Annotated in this window: 21 protein-coding genes and 1 tRNA gene; 20 read left to right on the top strand and 2 right to left on the bottom strand. The window is 66.1% G+C overall.

Annotated elements, in window-relative coordinates; all coding sequences use genetic code 11:
• Positions 1 to 78: 78 nt before the first annotated feature.
• The 17 genes from IWX81_RS09665 (at position 79) to IWX81_RS09585 (ending at position 15562) form a co-directional block, all read left to right on the top strand.
• Positions 79 to 1092: a TadA family conjugal transfer-associated ATPase gene (locus IWX81_RS09665; RefSeq protein ID WP_199281112.1), complete on the top strand. Its 1014-nt coding sequence runs from the start codon at positions 79 to 81 to the stop codon at positions 1090 to 1092.
• Positions 1089 to 2015, top strand: a complete 927-nt coding sequence (locus IWX81_RS09660; RefSeq protein ID WP_199281111.1) for a type II secretion system F family protein — start codon at positions 1089 to 1091, stop codon at positions 2013 to 2015. The genes IWX81_RS09665 and IWX81_RS09660 overlap by 4 nt, the downstream gene beginning before the upstream one ends.
• Positions 2016 to 2046: 31 nt before the next feature.
• Positions 2047 to 2739, top strand: a complete 693-nt coding sequence (locus IWX81_RS09655) for a class I SAM-dependent methyltransferase (RefSeq protein ID WP_199281110.1) — start codon at positions 2047 to 2049, stop codon at positions 2737 to 2739.
• A gap of 115 nt (positions 2740 to 2854) precedes the next feature.
• Entirely contained in the window at positions 2855 to 3043 is a 189-nt protein-coding gene (locus IWX81_RS09650) for a DUF4244 domain-containing protein (RefSeq protein ID WP_334593734.1), read from the top strand.
• Complete coding sequence (locus IWX81_RS09645) at positions 3040 to 3399, top strand: TadE family type IV pilus minor pilin (protein ID WP_199281108.1); 360 nt, start codon at positions 3040 to 3042, stop codon at positions 3397 to 3399. The genes IWX81_RS09650 and IWX81_RS09645 overlap by 4 nt, the downstream gene beginning before the upstream one ends.
• A 71-nt stretch (positions 3400 to 3470) precedes the next feature.
• Positions 3471 to 3824, top strand: coding sequence for an Rv3654c family TadE-like protein (locus IWX81_RS09640; protein WP_199281107.1), 354 nt, complete (start codon positions 3471 to 3473; stop codon positions 3822 to 3824).
• 82 nt (positions 3825 to 3906) lie between these two features.
• On the top strand, positions 3907 to 6834 hold the full coding sequence (gene topA, locus IWX81_RS09635) for a type I DNA topoisomerase (RefSeq protein WP_199281106.1): 2928 nt from the start codon (positions 3907 to 3909) through the stop codon (positions 6832 to 6834).
• Complete coding sequence (gene tmk, locus IWX81_RS09630; protein ID WP_199281105.1) at positions 6834 to 7454, top strand: dTMP kinase; 621 nt, start codon at positions 6834 to 6836, stop codon at positions 7452 to 7454. The genes topA and tmk overlap by 1 nt, the downstream gene beginning before the upstream one ends.
• Positions 7455 to 7555: 101 nt before the next feature.
• Positions 7556 to 8719, top strand: coding sequence for a DNA polymerase III subunit delta' (locus IWX81_RS09625; RefSeq protein ID WP_199281104.1), 1164 nt, complete (start codon positions 7556 to 7558; stop codon positions 8717 to 8719).
• Positions 8716 to 10248, top strand: a complete 1533-nt coding sequence (locus IWX81_RS09620) for an alpha/beta hydrolase (RefSeq protein ID WP_334593729.1) — start codon at positions 8716 to 8718, stop codon at positions 10246 to 10248. The genes IWX81_RS09625 and IWX81_RS09620 overlap by 4 nt, the downstream gene beginning before the upstream one ends.
• A gap of 73 nt (positions 10249 to 10321) precedes the next feature.
• Positions 10322 to 10963 carry a TetR/AcrR family transcriptional regulator gene (locus IWX81_RS09615; RefSeq protein WP_334593727.1) on the top strand — a complete coding sequence of 214 codons (642 nt, stop codon included), beginning with the start codon at positions 10322 to 10324 and terminating at the stop codon, positions 10961 to 10963.
• A gap of 62 nt (positions 10964 to 11025) precedes the next feature.
• Positions 11026 to 11098 (top strand) — tRNA-Thr (locus IWX81_RS09610).
• Positions 11099 to 11290: 192 nt separating this feature from the next.
• The gene (locus IWX81_RS09605) at positions 11291 to 12139 is read left to right on the top strand and encodes a hypothetical protein (RefSeq protein WP_199281102.1); all 849 of its coding nucleotides are present in this window, start codon (positions 11291 to 11293) and stop codon (positions 12137 to 12139) included.
• A gap of 41 nt (positions 12140 to 12180) precedes the next feature.
• Complete coding sequence (locus tag IWX81_RS09600) at positions 12181 to 13611, top strand: D-alanyl-D-alanine carboxypeptidase/D-alanyl-D-alanine-endopeptidase (RefSeq protein WP_199281101.1); 1431 nt, start codon at positions 12181 to 12183, stop codon at positions 13609 to 13611.
• Positions 13612 to 13626: 15 nt separating this feature from the next.
• Positions 13627 to 14211: an isochorismatase family protein gene (locus tag IWX81_RS09595; RefSeq protein WP_199281100.1), complete on the top strand. Its 585-nt coding sequence runs from the start codon at positions 13627 to 13629 to the stop codon at positions 14209 to 14211.
• Positions 14204 to 14767 (top strand): hypothetical protein, encoded by a 564-nt coding sequence (locus IWX81_RS09590; protein WP_199281099.1) that lies wholly within the window; start codon positions 14204 to 14206, stop codon positions 14765 to 14767. The genes IWX81_RS09595 and IWX81_RS09590 overlap by 8 nt, the downstream gene beginning before the upstream one ends.
• A gap of 3 nt (positions 14768 to 14770) precedes the next feature.
• Complete coding sequence (locus tag IWX81_RS09585; protein ID WP_199281098.1) at positions 14771 to 15562, top strand: TrmH family RNA methyltransferase; 792 nt, start codon at positions 14771 to 14773, stop codon at positions 15560 to 15562.
• Positions 15563 to 15571: 9 nt separating this feature from the next.
• Here the strand turns inward: IWX81_RS09585 and IWX81_RS09580 are convergent, their stop codons facing one another.
• Both IWX81_RS09580 and IWX81_RS09575 read right to left on the bottom strand, forming a co-directional pair.
• Positions 15572 to 15961 carry a DUF6855 family protein gene (locus IWX81_RS09580; protein WP_199281097.1) on the bottom strand — a complete coding sequence of 130 codons (390 nt, stop codon included), beginning with the start codon at positions 15959 to 15961 and terminating at the stop codon, positions 15572 to 15574.
• A gap of 42 nt (positions 15962 to 16003) precedes the next feature.
• On the bottom strand, positions 16004 to 17845 hold the full coding sequence (locus tag IWX81_RS09575; protein WP_199281096.1) for an ABC transporter ATP-binding protein: 1842 nt from the start codon (positions 17843 to 17845) through the stop codon (positions 16004 to 16006).
• A 183-nt stretch (positions 17846 to 18028) separates the two neighbouring features.
• On the opposite strand from IWX81_RS09575, the gene IWX81_RS09570 reads away from it, so the two are divergent.
• From IWX81_RS09570 to IWX81_RS09560, 3 genes are read left to right on the top strand one after another with little or no spacing between them, the layout of a single operon-like run.
• Entirely contained in the window at positions 18029 to 18952 is a 924-nt protein-coding gene (locus tag IWX81_RS09570; protein ID WP_199281095.1) for an ABC transporter ATP-binding protein, read from the top strand.
• Entirely contained in the window at positions 18949 to 19746 is a 798-nt protein-coding gene (locus IWX81_RS09565) for an ABC transporter permease (protein ID WP_199281094.1), read from the top strand. The genes IWX81_RS09570 and IWX81_RS09565 overlap by 4 nt, the downstream gene beginning before the upstream one ends.
• Complete coding sequence (locus IWX81_RS09560; protein WP_199281093.1) at positions 19743 to 20588, top strand: ABC transporter permease; 846 nt, start codon at positions 19743 to 19745, stop codon at positions 20586 to 20588. The genes IWX81_RS09565 and IWX81_RS09560 overlap by 4 nt, the downstream gene beginning before the upstream one ends.
• Positions 20589 to 20594 lie beyond the last annotated feature (6 nt).

Genomic DNA, 20594 nt, shown 5'->3' with positions numbered 1-20594 from the left:
AGTGTGACTGTGCAGGCCGTGCCCACAGTTCTCATTCCGCACGTCGGTTCGGGTCGGGATGGGGGCTACCGTGCTGCCATGTCGTTCGAACCGGACCCTGTGCCCTTTGTCGTCCGGCGTCCCGGAGGGCCTGATCCCGGCACACCCCTTCCCGCTGTCCGTCGGGTCGGCAGCGCGGATTTCGGGCCGCTTCGGTCGCTGTTCGCCGACCCGGGCGTCACCGACATCTTCGTCAACGGCGGCCGGGAGGTCTGGGTCGATCGGGGTGCGGGTCTCGAACGGCAACCGGCGATGGGTTTCATCGAGGCGGAGTTACGTGAGTTCGCCGTCAGGCTTGTAGCCCTCGGCGGGAGACACATCGATGAGTCGAACCCGTGTGTGGACACCCGCATCCACGATGGAATCCGCGTGCATGCCGTTCTTCCGCCGATATCGCCCCAGGGGACGCTGCTCTCCATTCGTATCCCGCATCAGCAACCGCTTTCGCTGGGCGACCTCGAGAGCGCGGGATTCTTCGACGACGTCGCGTCAGCAGTCGTCCGCCAGCTCGTGGCCACTCGGCAGAATATCCTCATCACCGGCGCGGGCGGCAGCGGCAAGACGACGCTGTTGTCAGCGATCCTGGGGGAGGCGGCCGCGACCGAACGGATCATCGCGATCGAAGATGTCAGCGAACTGCGGGTGCAGCATCCTCATTTCCTGTCCCTCGAAGCGCGACAGGCGAATCTCGAGGGTGCGGGCGGCCTGGGCCTGGCGAGGTTGCTCCGGGAAGCATTGCGGATGCGCCCGGACAGGCTCGTGCTCGGCGAATGTCGCGGCGCCGAGATCCGCGAACTTCTCGGGGCGCTGAACACCGGTCACGATGGGGGAGGGGGAACTCTTCACGCGAACTCCCTGGCCGACGTGCCGGCGAGGCTTGAGGCCCTCGGAGCTCTCGCCGGCCTCGGTCCGACGGCGATCGCGCGACAGGCCGTGAGCGCCATAGGCGCCGTGCTGCATCTCGAGCGGCGGCACGGCGTGCGCCGACTCGAGCGGGTCGGCAGTTTCGCGCTGGATGATCGGGGTCGACTTCTCGTGGTGGAGTCGCCGTGAGAGCCCGCGGCCGCACGGTCCCGTCACGCACGGAGCCTCTCGCTGAGGTCGCCGCGGTGACGCAACGACTCTCGGTGCTGCTGGCTGCGGGGGTGACCCCTGGATCGGCCTGGCAGCATGTGGCGACATCCACCGGGTCGGTCGTGGCAGCGCGGGTTGCGGCGTCCCCGTCAGCACCAGTGGCCGACACGGTGCTGGCAGAGGTCGAGGCGCTCGACCCGGTCGAGGGTGCAGCCTGGCGTGGATTGGCAGCCGCCTGGACGGTCGCGACGCGGGCCGGAGCTCCGCTCGCTCCGTGCCTGAGACGGTATGCCCAGTCCTTGCGTGACCTCGCCCAGACCCAGCGAGACGCTTCGGTGGCGCTCGCGGCGCCGGCCGCCACGGCCAGGATGGTGCTGGCCCTGCCCGTCGTGGGGGTGTTGTTCGGGATGGCGCTGGGTTTCAATACTCTCGCTGTGCTGTTCGGCACACCGGTCGGCTGGGTCTGCCTTGCTGTGGGTGCGGCTCTGATGGCAACCGCGTGGAGATGGAACGCAGCCATGGTGGTGGCAGCGCGCCCGAAAGACCCAGCGCCCGGCATCAGCTGTGATCTCATGGCGATTGCCGTGAGCGGCGGTAACGCGCTCGATCACGCCAGGTCCATCGTGGATGAGGCGGTCGTGCGGTTCTCTCTTCCTGCCGTCGTCGGCGTCGATGAGGTGCTCGAGTTGTCACGGAGTGCGGGGGTGCCGGCCGCCGACCTCCTCACGAGTGAGGCCGAGGAACTCCGCAGGGTCGCCACCGCGAGAGCGCAGGAGAGTGCAGCGGCGCTCGGGGTGCGCCTGATGCTGCCGCTCGGGTTGTGCATCCTGCCGGCATTCATGGTGCTGGGGGTGTTGCCGCTCCTGGTCGCCGTCATCACGTCGACAGTCGGTTCGTTCTGACGGCAGGTCGGCACGATACTCTGGCTGGATCATGGAGGCGACACCCGGCGAACACGACACCCTGTTGAAAGATGTATTGGTCTGGGATGTGCGTACCTGGGCCGTGGCGGTCGACCTGTGGGAGGAGTCCCTTCCGCAGGGTGATTCACCGCTCACCTGCCTGGAGATCGGCGCAGGGCCGGGTGGGCCGTCTCTCTGGCTCGCGCTCAAAGGGCACAACGTCGTCTGCTCGAACCTCACCAACACGCAGGCTATGGCTGAGCCTCTGCACCAGAAATACGGGGTGTCGGAGAATATCGAGTATCGCGATATCGACGTCACAGATGTTCCCTTCGAGAACCACTTCGACGTCGTCATCTTCAAGTCGGTGCTCGGCGGTGTCGGGTCCCTTCAGACCCAGGCAATGACCCAGATCCTCAAATCACTCAAGCCCGGCGGAACCCTCCTCTTCGCCGAGAATATCCGCGGCACGGTGTTTCACCGGCTGGCGCGTTCCATCGCATACCGGATTCGCGGAACGTCCTGGCGCTATCCGACTTTCGCCCACATGACGGAGTTGCTCGCCGGATTCTCGACCGCTGAGGTTCGGTCTTCGGGGTTCCTCGCGATGTTCGGCACGAGCGAGTCGAAGCGACTGGCGCTCGCCGCCGTCGATGACCGGGTATTCAACCGCATCACGCCGCGTTCGTGGAAGTACGTCAGCTACGGCGCAGCCACGAAATAGTCACTCGTCTTCCCCACGCTCTGCCTCCGCTTCTTCCGCACCGATTGACGCGGAGAATGCCGCAGCGCGCGGCATCCCATGAGACTGGATGTGCTCGGCCAGAACAGGATGCACGATGTCAGGAAGTGTAGCCGCGGCTCGGAAGCTGCTGCGAAAAGAAGAGGGTGCCGCGACCGCCGAGTATGCGATCGCCACGATGGCGGCGGTCGGCTTCGCCGGGCTGCTGGTGGTCATCATGCGCTCGGATGAGGTGCGCGGGCTGCTGACGGACATCATCCGCACGGCGCTGTCGATCCCGGGATGATCGGCAGCGCTGCAGGCGGGGGTGGGGCCGGGCACGACGACGGCAGCATCACGGCGGAGTTTGCCGTGACGATGCCGGCGGTCATCCTCGTGCTCGCCTTCTGCCTGGCGGGAGTGCAGGTCGCCGGGCAGCAAGTGCGATTGCAGGATGCCGCGGCCGCCGCAGCGCGGTCACTCGCCCGCGGCGACTCAGCAGCCGTCACTGCCTCGCGACTCGCGCCGGGAGCGACAGTCACTGAGCGCTCGGACGGCGACATCGACTGTGTGACGCTGTCGGACCAGCCGAGGGTGGCGACGGGCACTATTGCTGGCTTCACTCTTTCCGCATCGAGCTGTGCCCTTGGCGGCGGGCTGTGACGGGCGGACTGTGACCGGCGGGCTTTGGCGGTGGAACTCTGACAAGCGGACCGTGACGGGCGGGTTGTGACATGTGGCGCACAGTGAGTGACAACGGTTCGGGCTCGATCCTCACCGTCGCGATCCTCGGGGCGATCACCGCACTCTTCGTGATGCTTCTCCCTCTCTACATGGGGCTCGCGACCCGGCAGTCCGTCGCTGGCGCGGCAGACGCGGCGGCCCTCGCTGGCGCTGACACCGCCGTCGGTATCGTGCCAGGCATGCCGTGTGAAGTGGCGGAGCGAGTGGCCGCGGCGAATGGGGCATCCATCGTCTCGTGCGACGTTGACGGGCTGATCGTGACGGTCGTCGCGGCTCGGATGATGCTGGGCGTGTCGGTCACTGCGGCGGCGACGGCGGGCCCCGGTGACTCACCTGTGGATTAGGTGAGAGTGCGGTTTGTGTGTGTATGGTGTCGCTGACAGGGGGCATTCACGCCATCCCGTTCGTCCCAACCCAAGGAGTACCGTGCCCGGCACGAAGAAACTCGTCATCGTCGAGTCGCCCACCAAGGCAAAGACGATCGCCCAGTACCTCGGCGATGGCTACGAGGTGCAGTCTTCGGTTGGCCATATCCGCGACCTGATCGAGCCGAAGAACCTGCCGCCCGAACTCAAGAAAGGCACGCTCGGCAAGTTCTCCGTCGACGTCGAAAACGGCTTCGAGCCCTACTACGTCGTGTCCGACGCGAAGAAGAAGACCGTCGCCGACCTGAAGAGAGCGCTCAAGAGCGCCGACGAGCTCTACCTCGCGACTGATGAGGACCGCGAAGGTGAAGCCATCGCATGGCACCTGCTGCAGGAGCTCAAGCCGAAGGTTCCCGTGCATCGCATGGTCTTCCACGAGATCACCAAGGAGGCGATCAAGCACGCTATCGACAACCCACGCGCGCTCGATACGGCGCTCGTCGATGCCCAGGAGACCCGCCGCATCCTCGACCGACTCTATGGTTTCGAGATCTCGCCGGTGCTCTGGCGCAAGGTCGGCCCCGGGCTCTCTGCGGGACGGGTGCAGTCCGCAGCGACCCGGCTCGTCGTCGACCGCGAACGCGAGCGCCTCGCGTTCGTCACCGCTGGCTACTGGGATCTCATCGCGCAGTTCACTCCGACGACCTCGACGCAGCAGTTCGAATCACGGCTCGTGCGTCTGGATGGCAAGCGCATAGCGGCAGGTCGGGATTTCGACGACAAGGGAAATCTCAAAGGTGACGCCACCGTCGTCGATGAGGCGTCGGCACACTCCCTCGCGAAAGCTCTACGCGACCCGAGCACCACCATCACCGTCAACTCCGTCGAGTCGAAGCCGTATACGCGCCGGCCAGCGGCCCCGTTCACCACGTCGACGCTGCAGCAGGAGGCCGGGCGCAAGCTCAGGTTCTCGGCACGCCAGACGATGAGTGTGGCGCAGTCGCTCTACGAGAACGGCTACATCACCTACATGCGAACCGACTCGCCGACGCTCTCGCAGCAGGCGATCGACGCGGCCCGCAACCAGGCACGAAGCCTCTACGGAGCCGAGACGGTGCCCGATAAGCCGCGCCTCTACTCCGGCAAGAGCAAGAACGCGCAGGAGGCTCACGAGGCGATCCGCCCATCGGGTGACACGTTCCGCACGCCGAGCGAGGTAGCGTCGAGCCTTCGAGGCAACGACTTCAAGCTGTACGACCTGATCTGGAAGCGCACCGTCGCATCCCAGATGGCGGATGCGAAAGGCTCGACCGCATCCATCACCATCGGTGCGGGCCCCACGCCGGCAGGTTCCATCGCCGAGTTCGTCGCGACCGGCACGATCATCACCTTCCGCGGCTTCATGCACGCCTACGAGGAGAGCCGTGACGAGGTCCGCAATGAAACCGCCGAGCCGACCGAGGCGAAGCTCCCACCGCTGACCGAGGGGCAGTCGCTGTCGCTGGTCGAGGTCGAGGCCAAAGGGCACGAGACGTCAGCACCGCCCCGCTACACGGAGGCGAGCCTCGTCAAGACGCTCGAAGAGCTCGGTATCGGGCGCCCGTCGACGTACGCATCCATCATCTCGACGATCATCGACCGCGGGTACGTCACCCCTCGCGGCCAGGCCCTTGTGCCGAACTGGATCGCGTTCTCTGTCGTGCGGTTGCTCGAGGAGTACTTCTCCGACCTGGTCCAGTACGACTTCACTGCGGGCATGGAAGACGACCTCGACCGCATCGCCGGTGGCGAGGCCGATCGGGTCGAGTGGCTCACGGGCTTCTACTTCGGCAGCGAGAAGCACCGCGGACTCCGCACCGTGATCGACAACATGGGCGAGATCGACGCGCGAGAGATCAACTCGATCAGGATCGCGGATGACGTCACCCTGCGCATCGGCAAGTACGGCCCGTACCTCGAAGCCCCCGGTGACGATCCCGAGACGCCGCGTCGCGTCAACATCCCGCAGGAACTGGCTCCGGATGAGCTGACCGCCGAGAAGGCGCGCGAACTGATCGACGCTCCCGTCGTCGGCGACCGCGTGATCGGTCTGAACCCGGAGAACGGCAAAGAGATCGTCGCCAAAGACGGTCGCTTCGGCCCGTACGTGACCGAACTCGAGCCGGAGCCGGCTCCCGTCGAACCCGAATATGTGCTCGATAAGAAGACGGGCGAACTCAAGGAGAAGAAGGCCAAGAAGGTCGCCGTCGTCAAGCCGCGAACGGCATCCATCTTTAAGTCGATGGATCTCGCGACAGTCGACCTCGACACGGCCCTCGCGCTGCTGTCGCTGCCCCGGGTTGTCGGGCTCGACCCCGAGACCGGCGCCGAGATCCTCTCGCAGAATGGTCGCTTCGGTGCCTACCTGAAGAAGGGCACGGACACACGGTCACTCACGAGTGAAGACCAGATCTTCGAGATCGACCTGGCCGGCGCGCTCGAACTGTTCGCCCAGCCGAAATACGGCGGGCGGGCGGCATCCAGCGCCCTCAAGGAATTCGAGGCTGACCCGGTCAGCGAGAAGCCGATCAAGATCAAGGATGGCCGTTTCGGGGCCTACGTCACGGACGGCACGACCAACGCGACAATCCCGCGCGGCGAGAACATCGACGACATCGATTTCGATCGCGCCGTGCAGCTGCTCGCGGATAAGCGCGCCAAGGGGCCGGCCAAGAAGCCCGCCGCGCGCAAGCCGGCAGCAAAGAAGCCAGCATCAAAGAAACCGGCAGTGAAGAAGCCCGCTGCCAGGAAGCCCGCTGCCAAAAAGCCCGCCGCGAAGAAGCCCGCAGCATCGGCGGCGTCGACGACAGCTGATGCTGCACCCACGCCACCCGTGGTGCGCAAGCCTGCTGTGCGCAAACCTGCCGTGCGTAAACCCGCCGCGCGAAAGACCGCCTCGAGCGCAGCAGCGGCCACGACGCCAGCTGCTGCACCCGTCTCCGTCGACTAGTGGCGGGGTTGTTCATCACCCTCGAGGGGGGCGACGGGTCGGGTAAATCCACCCAGTCCGCCATCCTCGTGGAATGGCTGGAAGGCTCGGGTCGCACTGTCGTCGTCTCGCGCGAGCCCGGGGGAACCGATCTCGGTCTCGAGCTGAGAGAGATCGTGCTCCACCGTCGAGGCGAGATCGCTCCCAGGGCCGAAGCGCTCATCTACGCGGCCGACCGTGCCCACAACATCGCCACGAAAGTCCGCCCCGCCCTCGAGCGTGGCGACGTCGTTGTGCAGGATCGCTACCTCGACTCGTCCGTCGCCTACCAGGGCGCCGGTCGAGTGCTCGGCGGTGACGACGTGCGGGACATCTCGCTGTGGGCGGCCGAGGGCCTGCTTCCGAATCTCACGGTGCTGCTCGACCTTCACGAAGACGCGGGCAAAGACCGGCTCGCCGATTCGCGAACGCGCTACGACCGCCTCGAGGCCGAAGCCATCGACTTCCACGGCCGGGTACGCGCCGGGTATCTCCAGCTGGCCGCCGCAGAGCCCGGGCGCTTCCTGGTGCTGGATGCCCGCGACAGCGTCGAATCGATCGCCGCCGCGATCCGCGCCAGGGTCGAGTCGCTGCTCGCATAGTGACCCGTCACCCGCCCCGCGGCGCAGCCACAGCACGGCCACAGCATTGGTCACAGCGTTGGTCGCAGCGTGCTGTCGGGCGCAGCGCTTAGGCTGGGCCTATGGCAGTCTGGGACGAGTTGACAGGTCAACCCGAAGCGATCGCGATCGTGGAGGCTGCTGCCGCGGCGTCGGCGATCGGCGGATCCGGCGACTCGTCCATGACCCACTCCTGGCTTATCACGGGCCCTCCGGGTTCTGGCCGATCCAACCTCGCGTATGCGTTCGCGACCGCCCTCCTGAGCCCGGGTGACCCGGACGGGGATGCGGCAGCAGCCCGGCAGGTGGCCGCCCGCACCCATCCTGATCTTGCCGTGCTGAGCACGGAGCGGGTGATCATCGCCATCGAGGAGGTACGCGCGCTCGTCGCGACCTCGCAATTTTCGCCGTCGGTCGGTCGATACCGCGTGATGGTCATCGAGGACGCCGATCGCATGGCGGAACGCACGTCGAATGTGTTGCTCAAAGCGCTCGAAGAACCTCCGCCGCGCACGGTGTGGATCCTGTGCGCTCCCAGCGAGGCCGACCTCATCCCGACGATCCGTTCGCGGGTGCGCACGGTGCGGTTACGGGTGCCGGACATCGCTGAAGTCGCCGCGCTGCTCGAACGCCGTGATGGTGTGGATGCCGCGACCGCCACCCGCGCGGCCCGCGAAGCCCAGTCGCACATCGGCATGGCCCACCGTCTGGCGACGAATGCCGACGCGCGGGAGCGCCGTGAACGCACCCTCGACATCGCGCTGGGCATCCGCTCGGTGTCCGGTGCCGTGATGGCTGCCGCGTCACTGCTCGAGTTGGCGAAGTCCGATGCGGTGGCGATCACCGAGCAGCGCGATACGGAAGAACGTAATTCGGCCATGCGATCCCTCGGGATCGAGCCGGGAGGCACCATCCCCCCGGCGCTTCGAAGCCAGCTGAGAAATCTCGACGACGACCAGAAGAGACGCGCCACCAGGAGCCTCAGGGACGGTATCGACCGGATCATGGTCGACCTGCTGACGCTGTACCGCGACATCCTGCTGCTGCAGCTCGGTGTACCGGGGGAGCCGATCAACCTGAGAATCCTCGACAGGCTCAGGGTCGCGGGGGAGGGCTGCACTGCCGTCGATACGCTGGCGACCATGGATGCCATCGCCACAGCCCGCGAACGCATCGAGAGCAATGTGCCCCCGGCGCTGGCTCTCGAGGCGATGCTGATCACCGCTATCCGCGGAGGCCGGAGGTGAAACGTCGCAGCGTCGCCGCTGTCGCGATTGCCATGGCGGTGCTGGTGCCCCTCAGCGGGTGCGTCTCGTGGTTCATGCCGCCCGAGGCGAACACGACATCCGCGCCGACGGGTGAGGACGTTGCGGCGGAGCTTTCCCCGTTCTACTCCCAGATCCTGGAATGGTCGAACTGCGACGGCGGAATGCAGTGTTCGACGGCGACGGCCCCGCTCGACTGGGCAGTCCCCGGTGGCGAATCCATCGAACTCGCACTCGTGCGCCAGCCCGCGACATCCTCTGCCCGCATCGGCTCGCTGCTGGTGAACCCGGGTGGGCCCGGTGGCTCCGGAGTCGACTTCGTCAAAGACAGCGTCGACTTTGCGACAGACGAGCGGCTGCAGTCGAGTTTCGACATCGTCGGCTTCGACCCCCGCGGTGTGAACCGCTCCACGCCCGTCACCTGCTACACGGACCCCGCCGAACTCGACGCGTACCTGTACGACATCCTGCCCGGCACTCCGGGCTCGGACGACTGGATCGCTGCCGCCAACGCATCGACGAAACAGTTTGGCGAGCGGTGCCTCGAACTGACGGGGCCGCTGCTCGGCAACGTGGATACGATCAGTGCCGCCCGCGACCTCGACATGCTGCGCGCGATCCTGGGCGACACCACGCTCCACTACCTCGGGTATTCCTACGGCACCCTGCTCGGGCAGGTCTATGCCGACCTCTACCCGGATAAGACGGGCAGGCTCGTGCTGGATGGGGCAGTCGATCCGGCGTCCGACGATTTCGAGGGCACAGCCACCCAGGCTCAGGGCTTCGAGAGTGCGCTGAGAGCGTTCCTCGAAGACTGCGGTTCGGTCGAGGATTGCCCGTTTCCCGGTTCGGTGGATGCCTCGATGACCACGATTCGCGCGCTGCTCGACAGCCTCGACGCGAGCCCGCTGGCCAGCGACGACGGCCGGGAACTGGGCAGCAGCGCGATGTTCACCGCGATCATCCTGCCCCTGTACAACCCCGACAGCTGGGTCTCGCTGCGCGAGCTGTTCACGAGTGTCTTCGAGGGTGATGCGAATTACGCCTTCCAGCTCGCGGACACCTACAACGGCCGCGATGTCGACGGCAACTATGCCGAGAACCAGACGGAGGCGTTCATCGGCATCAATTGCCTGGACGCTCGAGGTGACGGGAACGTTGCGCAGATGCGAGCGGAGGCAGCGGAGTTGACGGAGCTCGCGCCGGTCCTCGGCCCCCAGATGTCGTGGGGTGGCACAGGATGCCCGAACTGGCCGGTCCCGGCGAAACGTGGCCGCGCTCCGATCGTCGCTGAAGGTTCGGCGGACATCCTTGTCGTGGGAACCACGAATGACCCGGCAACCCCGTACACGTGGGCACAGACTGTCGCGGAGACTCTCGAGAACGGCCACCTGGTCACGTACGACGGTGAGGGTCACACGGCATACAACAAATCCAACGATTGCGTGAATGACGCGGTGGACGAGTACCTGATCAACGGAACTGTGCCAGCAGCCGACCCTCTGTGCTGACATTCCGTGTGTGGTGAGCCGTCCGGGCCGCCTTTGATCACTGCAAAATTGCACGATGTGCAAGAATGACAGCATGACGATGGATCCCACCGCACCCGGCCTGCGCGAACGCAAACGGCTCGCGACCAGGCGGTCGATCCAGCTCGCCGTGCTGGATCTTGTGGCCGAGCGCGGGCTCGAGGGAGTGACGGTCGACGAGGTCAGCCGGATCGCGGATATCTCTCCTCGCACCTTCTTCAACTATTTCGCCTCGAAAGAGGAGGCGCTCATGGGCAATCCCCCCGAGCTGCCGTCCGGCGAGCAGGTGGAGCGTTTCGTCACGGGTGGCAGTGCGGGCAGCCTGCTCGAGGACATCACGACCCTGCTCATCAGCGCGGGGGAGGCCTCGAGCAATGATGTCGAGATCTTTCATCGCCGGCACGCATTGCTGAAGCAGTATCCCCACCTTTTCGCCATGAGGATGGCCACGATGCGTGTGTTCGAGGAGGAGGTTGCGGCGGTGATCGCACGCAGGCTTTCCGTGGACGAGCCAAACCTCGCTGCTGATCCACATCGACTCGGCGAGCGGGCCAGGCTTATTACTCTCGTGTCGTTTGCCACCATGCGTCACGCCTGGACCAGCTGGGCGCTGGGCGAATCGCCGTCGAAGCTGACCGAGCGCCTGACTGAGTCGTTCGGCGAGCTGAAGACCCTCTTTTCCCCGTCGCGGGGCTGAGTGTCATGATGGCACCGAATCTCGGCTAGGCTTTCATGCTGTGCCTCGGGTAACCCGGGCCCGCCGCCTTAGCTCAGTCGGTAGAGCATCTCACTCGTAATGAGAAGGTCAAGAGTTCGATTCTCTTAGGCGGCTCCGCAACTCAACCCGGTAGCGGAGTATGTCCCCCATTCATGGGACATTCCGCAACGAAACACCCCCAGTTGTGGGGTCGACTGGTTGATCCTGTCCCTCACTGCTTGCGGGTGGCCCCGTAGTACCAATAGCTTGTACCCGCGGGCACACGCTATTGGGGGATTGTGCCGCTGTGGTACGGGGGTACACACCATGAAAAGATCTGCTGTCCTGTCGACGGTCTTCACGACCGGTCTGGTTCTCGCGCTGACCATCGGCGGCGGGGCGGGCCCGGTGCTCAGTACATCGGTGGTCGCTGATGCCGGCACGACTGCCCCACCGCTCGCGACCGTGCCCGTCCCGGTAGCGGCCTCGATCGCTGCTGCACCTCGGATTGAGATCGCCACGACCACCAGGGTCGCCCCCGAACCTGTCCTCGAGAGCACGGCGGCATCCATGGGCGTTGTCAGCCAGGGCTGGGAGCGACTTGCTCAGAAACCCGTGCCGAAGTCCGTACCGGTGATCGCGGGGAGCGGGGCCGTGAACACCGGAGGTGCAGGAGCACCACAACTTCCCGGCTGCCCTGCCTCCGCAGGTGGCGTCGTCGGATCGGCCCCCGGTGTGACGTCCGCTGGCGGTGTCCAGGGAACCACCTCGGCCGACCTGGTGTCATTCGCTTCCCAGTACAACGCGATCAGGATGGCGAACTGCCTCGAGCCGATCTCCTACAGCAACTTCCGTTACGACTCGTGCATGGAAGCGCGACTGTTCTGGATGGCCGAATCACCCAGTCCCGACCCGATGGATGCGTGGGGCCACGTCGGCTCTGTACGGATCGACGGCGTTCCGAGTACAGGGTGTGACGGCAACCTCGCAGGCGGCTCGGGTAACACCGGCGCGACGGTGGCGCAGAAGTGGTGGAACTCGACCTCTCACCGGGCTTCGCTGTACCGCCCGGGGTCCAGCATCGTTGGAGCGTGCATCGCATTCGCGATGAGCCACGGCGGCATCGACGAGCCCGTCTCCTTCGTCAGGGCTGCGGCGCGCTGGACAACCTGCTGAGCCCGCCGGGGTCACAGCCCTGCTCTCGGTATCATTGACCGATGAGTGAGGCGCGGACACCCCAGGGAAAGTCGGGCGGCGGCATCCGGGCAGTGATTGCCAAACATCCGATGGCCTGGTTGATTACCGCGCTTGCGCTCGTGTTCGTGTTGCTCGGCACAGGGGCAGTATTCCTCGGGGTGTCCGCCGCACCCGCGAGTAACGCTGTCGTGGCCGTCCCGACGAGCACATCCACGGAAAAACCGGGCAGGGTCCAGCCCGATTCCGCACTGCCGGCGGTGAGTCTTCGTACGTGTTCGGTGGGCGCTGCCGCGGCTGATCCGCTGCTCGGAACCCTCGCAGCATCGGTTGTCGATGCCGCCACGGGAGCGACACTGTTCGACCGATCGGGAGCCTCGCCCCAGAGCCCCGCTGGCGCGTTGCAGTTGCTGACGGCGGCAACCGCGGTGGCGACGCTGGGACCGGATGCGACCCTGTCGACGAAGGTCGTCGACGGCACGGCACCGGGAACCATCGTGCTGGTGGGGGGCGGGGATGCGACGCTGTCGACCTCGCCCGACAGCGTCTACACGGGCGCGCCGCTCATCGCGGATCTGGCGAAAGCGGCGATGGAGAAGTACACGGCGGCCCATCCGGGGGTGCCCATCACGAGTATCATCCTGGATTCCATGCTCTGGGACCCCACGGATAACTGGAACCCGTCATGGCCGACCTCGGAGCGGACCGCGGGTTACCAGCCGTTCATCACGGCACTGATGGTCGATGGCGACCGGGCCGACCCCACACAGCTCATCAGCCCCAGAGGCGAAGATCCGATCGTGCGCGCGGGCCAGGCTTTCACCGCGGCCGCTGGCCTCACGGGTGTGACCTTCGCCCCGGGCAAGGCCACTGGGTCCGCAGTGCTCGCCGAAGTGACCTCGCAGCCCGTCTCCACCCTCGTGAGCCAGATGCTGATGACGAGTGACAACGCTCTCGCCGAGATGCTGGCGCGAGCCAGCTCCGTGAAGCAGGGCCTCGGTGGTTCGTCCGCATCACTCCAGGAACTCATGCGCTCCGCGCTATCCGGGCTCGGGATGACCGGAACCGAGGTGCTCACCATCACAGACGGATCGGGCGTGAGTGCGTACAACGCGGTTCCCCCCGTCTTCATGGCGCAGTTGATGGCCAAGATCAGGAACGGCGACAACGGCCTGGACGTGGTGTTCGACGGCTTGCCGATCGGCGGCGCCTCAGGCGACCTCGCTGAACGTTTCACGGGAGACAACGCCGCTGCCGGATCGGCGACGCACGCGAAATCCGGCTGGATCTTTCACGAGCGGTCCCTGGCGGGATCGGTGACGGCTGCGGATGCTGCCGTGCTCACCTTCGCCTTCTACGGTCTCGGCGACGCCATCACCTTCGATACCCGCGAATCACTCGACACCCTCGTCGCCGCGGTGTACGCCTGCGGCAACAACCTGAGCAATAACTGACCTGGAGTGCGAACTGTGAGCTCGGCACTTTTCATCATCGATGTGCAGAACGACTTCACCGAGGGTGGGGCACTCGGCGTGGCAGGCGGGGGTGCCGTGGCAGCGGGGATCTCGCGGCTGCTGGCGGAGCATCCTGGATCGTACGATCACATCTTCGCCTCCCGTGACTGGCACGACGGCGATAACGACAACGGCGGACATTTCAGTGGGTCACCCGACTTCGTCGACTCGTGGCCCGTGCACTGCATCGCGGGAACTCCCGGTGCTGAGTACCACGCCGCGCTCGATCTCGGCCCCGGCGTCATCCATGTGCACAAAGGCCAGGGAATCCCGGCCTATTCGATCTTCGAAGGCACCACCGGCTCGGGGGAGTCAGTTCAGGATGCGCTGTCGCGACTCGGGGTGACCACGATCGACGTCGCCGGCATCGCCACGGACTACTGCGTTCTCGCATCGGCCACAGACGCGCTCGGAGCCGGATTCACCGTCAGGGTGCTCACGGACCTCGTGGCCGGGGTGGCACCGGAGTCGAGTGTTGCTGCCCTCGACCGACTCGCCGCGGCTGGTGCCACGGTCACCACCTCGAGTCTCGATGGCTGACGACAATGAGCTGGACGACAACGAGCCGGAATTCGAGCCGCTCGCGGAAGCCAGGGACGTCGAGCCCGTCCGTGAACGGGGGCAGGGACTGAGGCTGGGTGTGTCGCTGGTTCTGGCGGGGCTCGCTCTCGGCGCCATCGTGGCTGTGGGCACGATCGTTGTCGGTGGTTTCGCCCAGACCGAAGCCGGGCTGTGCCGCATCACCTGGGCGCCATGCACCGAGCTCTCCCTCGGCAGCGTGACGGCCCTGAGCGGGGTGGACCTGCCCGAGGGTGCCGAGGTGGTGAGTGGATTCTCGCGCGAGTCTGAGCAGTCTCCCGAGTTCCGTGCAGAGGTGACCATTCCCGACGGTGCGCTCTTCACCCTGTCGACCGAATACGGGGAACTCGACGGCAACCAGCCGGATCTGGTGCCGGCTGTCGAGGGCGCGGACATCACCGGAGTGCGGTACTGGCTGAGGTTCGAACAACCCGGTGGCGCGATCGCCGCGGCCGCCCAGGGCTTCGACCAGCAGGGGCGCACGGTCATCCTGTTCGACACCCACCCCGTGGACTGAACAGTGCCCGTCATCCCGATCACGGATCTCTCAGACCCGAGGCTCAGCGACTACTCCCACCAGACCGACGTGGCGTTGAAGAAGGCACAGGGCACGGAGCACGGGCTCTATATCGCCGAGTCTGCGCTCGTGCTCGAGCGCGCCCTTCGGGCAGGGCACCGTCCGCGGTCGGTGCTCGCACTCGGTAACACCGTCGAGGAAGCGGTCGCCCTGGTAGGCCCCGACGTGCCGGTATTCTCCGGCCCACCGCACGTGCTGGAGCAGCTCACGGGCTATCTGCTGCACCGCGGGCTCATCGCGTCGATGCACAGGCCGGCGCTTCGGGAGGTCGAGGAGGTGCTGGCCGCGGCGCGGCGGGTGGTCATCCTCGAGAACGTCGCCGATCCCACCAATGTCGGTGCCATCTTCCGGTCTGTTGCCGGCATCGGCGCAGACGCCGTGCTGGTCACGGCCCGCTGTTCGGATCCGTTCTATCGGCGTGCGATCAGGGTCTCGATGGGCACTGTGCTGCAGGTGCCATGGTCGAGGATCGGCTCGTGGGCCGAAGCGAGACAGCAGCTTTCCGGTTTCCACATCGCCGCCCTCGCGCTTTCTCCGGATGCCGTATCCCTGCGCGAGTTCGCGGCGGCAGCGCCGGAGCGGGTCGCACTGGTGCTCGGGGCGGAGGGGGAAGGGCTCACGCCCGAGGCCCTGGACGCCGCAGATACGGTGGTGAGGATCCCGATGGCGCACGGCATCGATTCCCTGAACGTCGCGGCGACGGCTGCCGTCGCGATGTATGCGATCGCCCAATAGGCCCATCGCTTAGATCGCGCGCACCCTGTTGTTGCGGGCGTCGTGCGTCAGTTCGACCAGCCCGAGGCTCTCGAGCAGCGGTGGAAGGTACATCCCGAACCGACCCCGATACCCCTTGCGCAGTCCGTACCAGCCGCCGACCGGATTCGACTCCGACCTGCCCCACGCCTCGACAGAGCTCTCAGGGGCCGCCTTACTCTCGTCGGCTGCCCCGAGAGCCACCCAGTCGCCCTGCTCCCTGAGCCAGGCTGCAAGGTCGTCGATGGCCCGAGCGTGATACTTCAGAGTCGTGGATCCGACCTGGCACACGAGCTCATCACCCTCGACGAACATCGAGTAGGTCGAGCTCCCCGGCGCGGTCACCAGCTGCCACGGGTCGTCCTTCGTCCCAGCGTTCATGCCTGAACGGTACACCTGCAGCTTCGCCGCCGCACCCGTCGATCAGACGAGAAGCTGGTGCTTGGCGAGCTGCTTGTAGAGCGGGGTCGTCGCCACGAGTTCCGAGTGAGTTCCGATGCCGACCACCCTGCCGTGATCGAGCACCACGATCTGGTCTGAGTCGACGACGGTCGACAGGCGGTGCGCTATGACGATGAGGGTGCGATTCTCGGCGACAGCGTCGATGGCTTCACGCAGCAGTTGCTCGTTCAGCCCGTCGAGAGACGATGTCGACTCGTCGAGCAGCAGGATGGGTGCGGCCGCGAGCAGCGCCCGAGCGATGGCGAGTCGCTGACGCTCGCCGCCCGAGAGCATGATCCCGTCTTCTCCGACTGGCGCTTGCAGACCCAATTCGTTGCGCTCGAGCACTTCGGTCAGGTTCACCGAGCGCAGCACATCGACACACTGCTGGTCCGTGGCATCCGGGGCTCCGATGCGAAGGTTCTCCGCAAGAGTTCCAGCGAGCACGGGCGCGTCCTGCTCGACGTATCCGATCTGCGCCCTGAGTTCCGTACGGTCGAGGGCGCGGATGTCGACCCCGCCGAGCCTGACGACGCCGGCCTGAGGGTCGTAGAACCGTTCGATCAGCGCGAGGATGGTGCTCTTGCCGGCACCGGACGGGCCGACCAGGGCCGTGCGCTGGCCCCGGACTGCCGAGAACGACACCCCGCGCAGCACGGCGCGTGGCTCGCTGACCTCGACCGCCGGCGGTGTGCCGTCAGCGGAGGGGGCGACCGGCGGCACGGCGTATTCGAAGTCGACGTCGTGGAACGAGATCGCATCCGACGACGCGATAGTGGAGGCTGCGTCGCCCGCGATGCGGGAATCGTCCTCGGTCTCGGTCGGCAGGCCGATGATTTCCTGGATGCGGCCGAGAGCGCCGAGCGCCTGGTTGACCGAATTGATCGCGCCGAAGGCGGTGGTCAGCGGCATGATCATCATGAACAGGAACAGGATGAACGACACGAGGCTCGCGATGGTGATCGCTCCGCTGGCCACCCTGAACCCGCCGACGCCGAGCACCATGAGCAGTGAGACCTGCAGCGCGATCCCGGCCACGGGCACGACGAGAGCGGAGATCTTCGCGACCGCGATCCCCATCTCCCAGGCGCCCTTCGCATCCTTCTCGATGGTGGCGATCTCGCGGTCTGTGGCGTTGGATGCCCGCACCGTGCGGATCGCGCCGAGGGCCCGTTCCACGGCGGCGGCGAGGTCGCCGACCTTCTCCTGCTGCTTTCGGCTGGCGACGCGGATGCGGCCGGAGAGCAGCACGACCGTCACGACGGAGATGGCGATGACCAGCACGGTCAGGCCCAGCAGCAGTGGGTCGATGATGAGCATGGCGATGAGGGCTCCGACGAAAACCAGTGCCCCGCCGACCGCATCCACGAGCCCCTGGGTGATGACGGCGTACAGCAGGGTCGTGTCCGAACCGACGCGCGAGACCAGGTCTCCGGTGCGGCGGGAATCGTATTCGCTGATCGGCAGCCGCAGCATCCGGCGGATGAGCTGGCGCCGCGCCGAGAGCACGACGGAGGTGCCGGTGCGCTGCAGGAGGTAGTGCTGGAATCCGCTGATGATGGCCGAGGCGACGACAAGACCCACGAGCACCCAGACGAGGGTGCCGAGGGTGTCACCGGCCTGCACTCGCGTGATGACCTGGCTAACGAGCAACGGTTGCGCGAGAGAGGCACCGGCGCCGACGATGCTGAGCCCGATGACGACGCTGAGGATCCTGCGGTGCTCCGCCAGGTACGGCAGCAGCTGTCGGAAGGTGGCACGGGGGCCGCCGTCGTCCTTGGCGCCGAATCGTGATCGTGGGGAGCGTGCAGGGGAGTTGCTCATGATTCCTTCAGTCTTGCGTGCGGCTCGTGGCTGCGCATACTCCGAGCGGCGTCACAGTGGCGGGCGCCAGCCCTCCCACGAGCGTACTTCGTCCCGGCTGGTCACGCTCTCCACTGATACTTTCTCGATTTTCTCTCCCGGCATCCTGTGCCGGTGTCGCGGGCCTCAGCTAGGCTGAAATTCATGCCGGCTCCCGTGATCACCGCCACCTCCCTGACCAAGAAGTACAAGGAGTTCACCGCCGTGGACGGCATCTCGTTCGAGGTCGCCCCCGGCGAATCGTTCGGACTCCTCGGCCCCAACGGCGCAGGCAAATCCACCACCATGCGTATGGTCGGGGCTGTCTCCACGCGCACGAGTGGCGACCTCAGCATTCTCGGATTCGATCCCGACGAGTTCGGCCCCGAGATCCGGTCGCAGCTGGGCGTCGTTCCCCAGGCCGACAATCTCGACACCGAACTGCGGGTGCGAGACAACCTGCTCGTGTACGGCCGATACTTCGGGCTGTCCCGCGCCGTCATCGCGAAGCGTGCAGACGAGCTTCTCGACTTCGCCCAGCTCGCCGATCGCGCGAAGGCGAAGGTCGACGACCTGAGTGGCGGCATGAAGCGCCGCCTCACCATCGCGAGGGCGCTGATCAACGATCCGCGCATTCTGTTGCTGGATGAACCGACCACCGGTCTCGACCCTCAGGCCCGTCACATCCTCTGGGACCGCCTGTTCAGGCTCAAGGAACAGGGGACGACGCTCGTGCTGACCACCCACTACATGGATGAGGCCGAGCAGCTGTGCGACAGGCTCGTCGTCGTGGACAAGGGCCAGATCATGGCCGAGGGCGCCCCGGCGGCGCTGATCCGGGAGCACTCGAGCCGCGAGGTACTCGAGGTGCGGTTTGGCTCCGACCGGAATGCCGAGGCAGCACAGAAGGTCGAGGGCATCGGTCGACTCGAGGTGCTGCCCGACCGCATCCTCATCTACTCGGAAGACGGCGACGGAGCACTCTCCGAGGTCGTGCGACGGGGCCTTACCCCGATCACGAGCCTCGTGAGGCGCTCGAGCCTCGAAGACGTCTTCCTCCGCCTCACGGGACGGACGCTGATCGAATGACCGCGATTATTGCCACCAGGGCCCGTCGCTGGGGTGCCTGGTACGTGGCAGAACACAGGCTGCGCGCCATGCGCACGTACGCCGGCACCATCGTGGCGACCGCGCTGGGAACCCCCATCCTGTACCTCTTCGCGTTCGGCGTCGGGCTCGCGACCCTCGTGACCGGCAACGTCGGCCCCGGTGGCTCGAGCTACCTGCAGTTCGTGGCCCCGGCGCTGCTCGCCACGGCGGCGGTGACGGTCGGCACCGAGGAGTACCTGTTCGGCATCCTCATGGGATTCAAGTGGAACCCCATCTTCACCGGCATGAACTCGACCCCGCTGACCGCCCGGCAGATCATCGACGGCACGGCGATCTTCATCATGATCAGGATGGCGATCGTCGTGGTCGTCTACTACGTCGTGATGCTGGCGTTCGGGGCCGTGCCCTCGCCCTGGGGTCTCGCGATGATCCCCATCGGCATCCTCACCGGGCTCGCCTTCTCGCCGCTGGCGGCATTCTCGGCGACGATCTACGAAGACAAAGGCCAGTTCGCCGTGCTGCAGCGCGTCGTGATCCTGCCGCTCACGCTGTTCAGCGGCACGGTCTTCCCTCTTACCCAATTGCCGATCTATCTGCAGTGGATCGGATGGCTCTCGCCGCTGTGGCATGGTTCCGAGCTCGGCAGGCAGGCCTCGTACGGTCCGACGGAACCGGCCTGGCTCACGATCGTCCACGTCGTGTACCTGCTGGCCTTCGCCCTCGGCGGCTGGGCTCTCACCGTGCGCCTGGCGACGAAGAGGCTGAACAAGTGAGCACCCTCAAGGAGAATACCGGCGCACCGGATGCCGCGGCGAAGGTCCGCGGGTCCGGCAGCGTGCGCGCGCTCTACTCCGGCAACGCCACAGCCGTGCTCGGTCGTGGGCTGCTCGCGACCCGCAGCACGAACTGGATCATCGTGCTCACGGGAGTGTTCGAGCCGATCTTCTACCTGCTGGCGCTCGGGCTCGGGCTCGGCAGCTACATCCAGAACGTGACAGACCCGCTCGGAAACCAGATTCCCTACGCGGCATATATCGCCCCGGCACTGCTCGCCGTGTCGGCGATGAACGGTGCGATCTACGACTCCACCTGGAACGTGTTCTTCAAAATGAATTTCGGCAAGCTCTACGAGGGAATGCTCGCCACCCGGCTCGGGCCGCTCGATGTCGCACTCGGCGAGATCTCCCTCGCGCTGCTGCGCGGGGCGGCGTACGGGCTCGCGTTCCTGCTGGTGATGCAGGTGCTCGGGCTGAACCTGTCGTGGTCGGCCATCCTTGCCCTGCCGGCGCTGGTCGTGATCGCGTTCGGATTCGCGAGTCTCGGGATGGGAGTCACGAGCTACCTCAAGACCTTCCAGCAGATGGACTGGATCCCGTTCGTGCTGCTGCCGATGTTCCTGCTGTCGGCGACGTTCTACCCGCTGTCGGTCTATCCGCAGCCCATCCAGTTCGTCGTGCAGCTGCTGCCGCTGTGGCACGGCGTCGAGCTGGTGCGCGGCCTCACGACGGGTGCCCTGGCTCCGGTGATGCTGCTGCACCTGCTGTACTTCGTGGTGATGATCGCCGTCGGGCTGTTCTTCACCACCAGGCGCCTGCGTGCGCTGTTCCTGGACTAACGTTGT

Source organism: Salinibacterium sp. CAN_S4, assembly GCF_015752305.1.
GTDB lineage: Bacteria > Actinomycetota > Actinomycetes > Actinomycetales > Microbacteriaceae > Rhodoglobus.
This window is presented reverse-complemented; position numbering and strand designations above follow the sequence as displayed.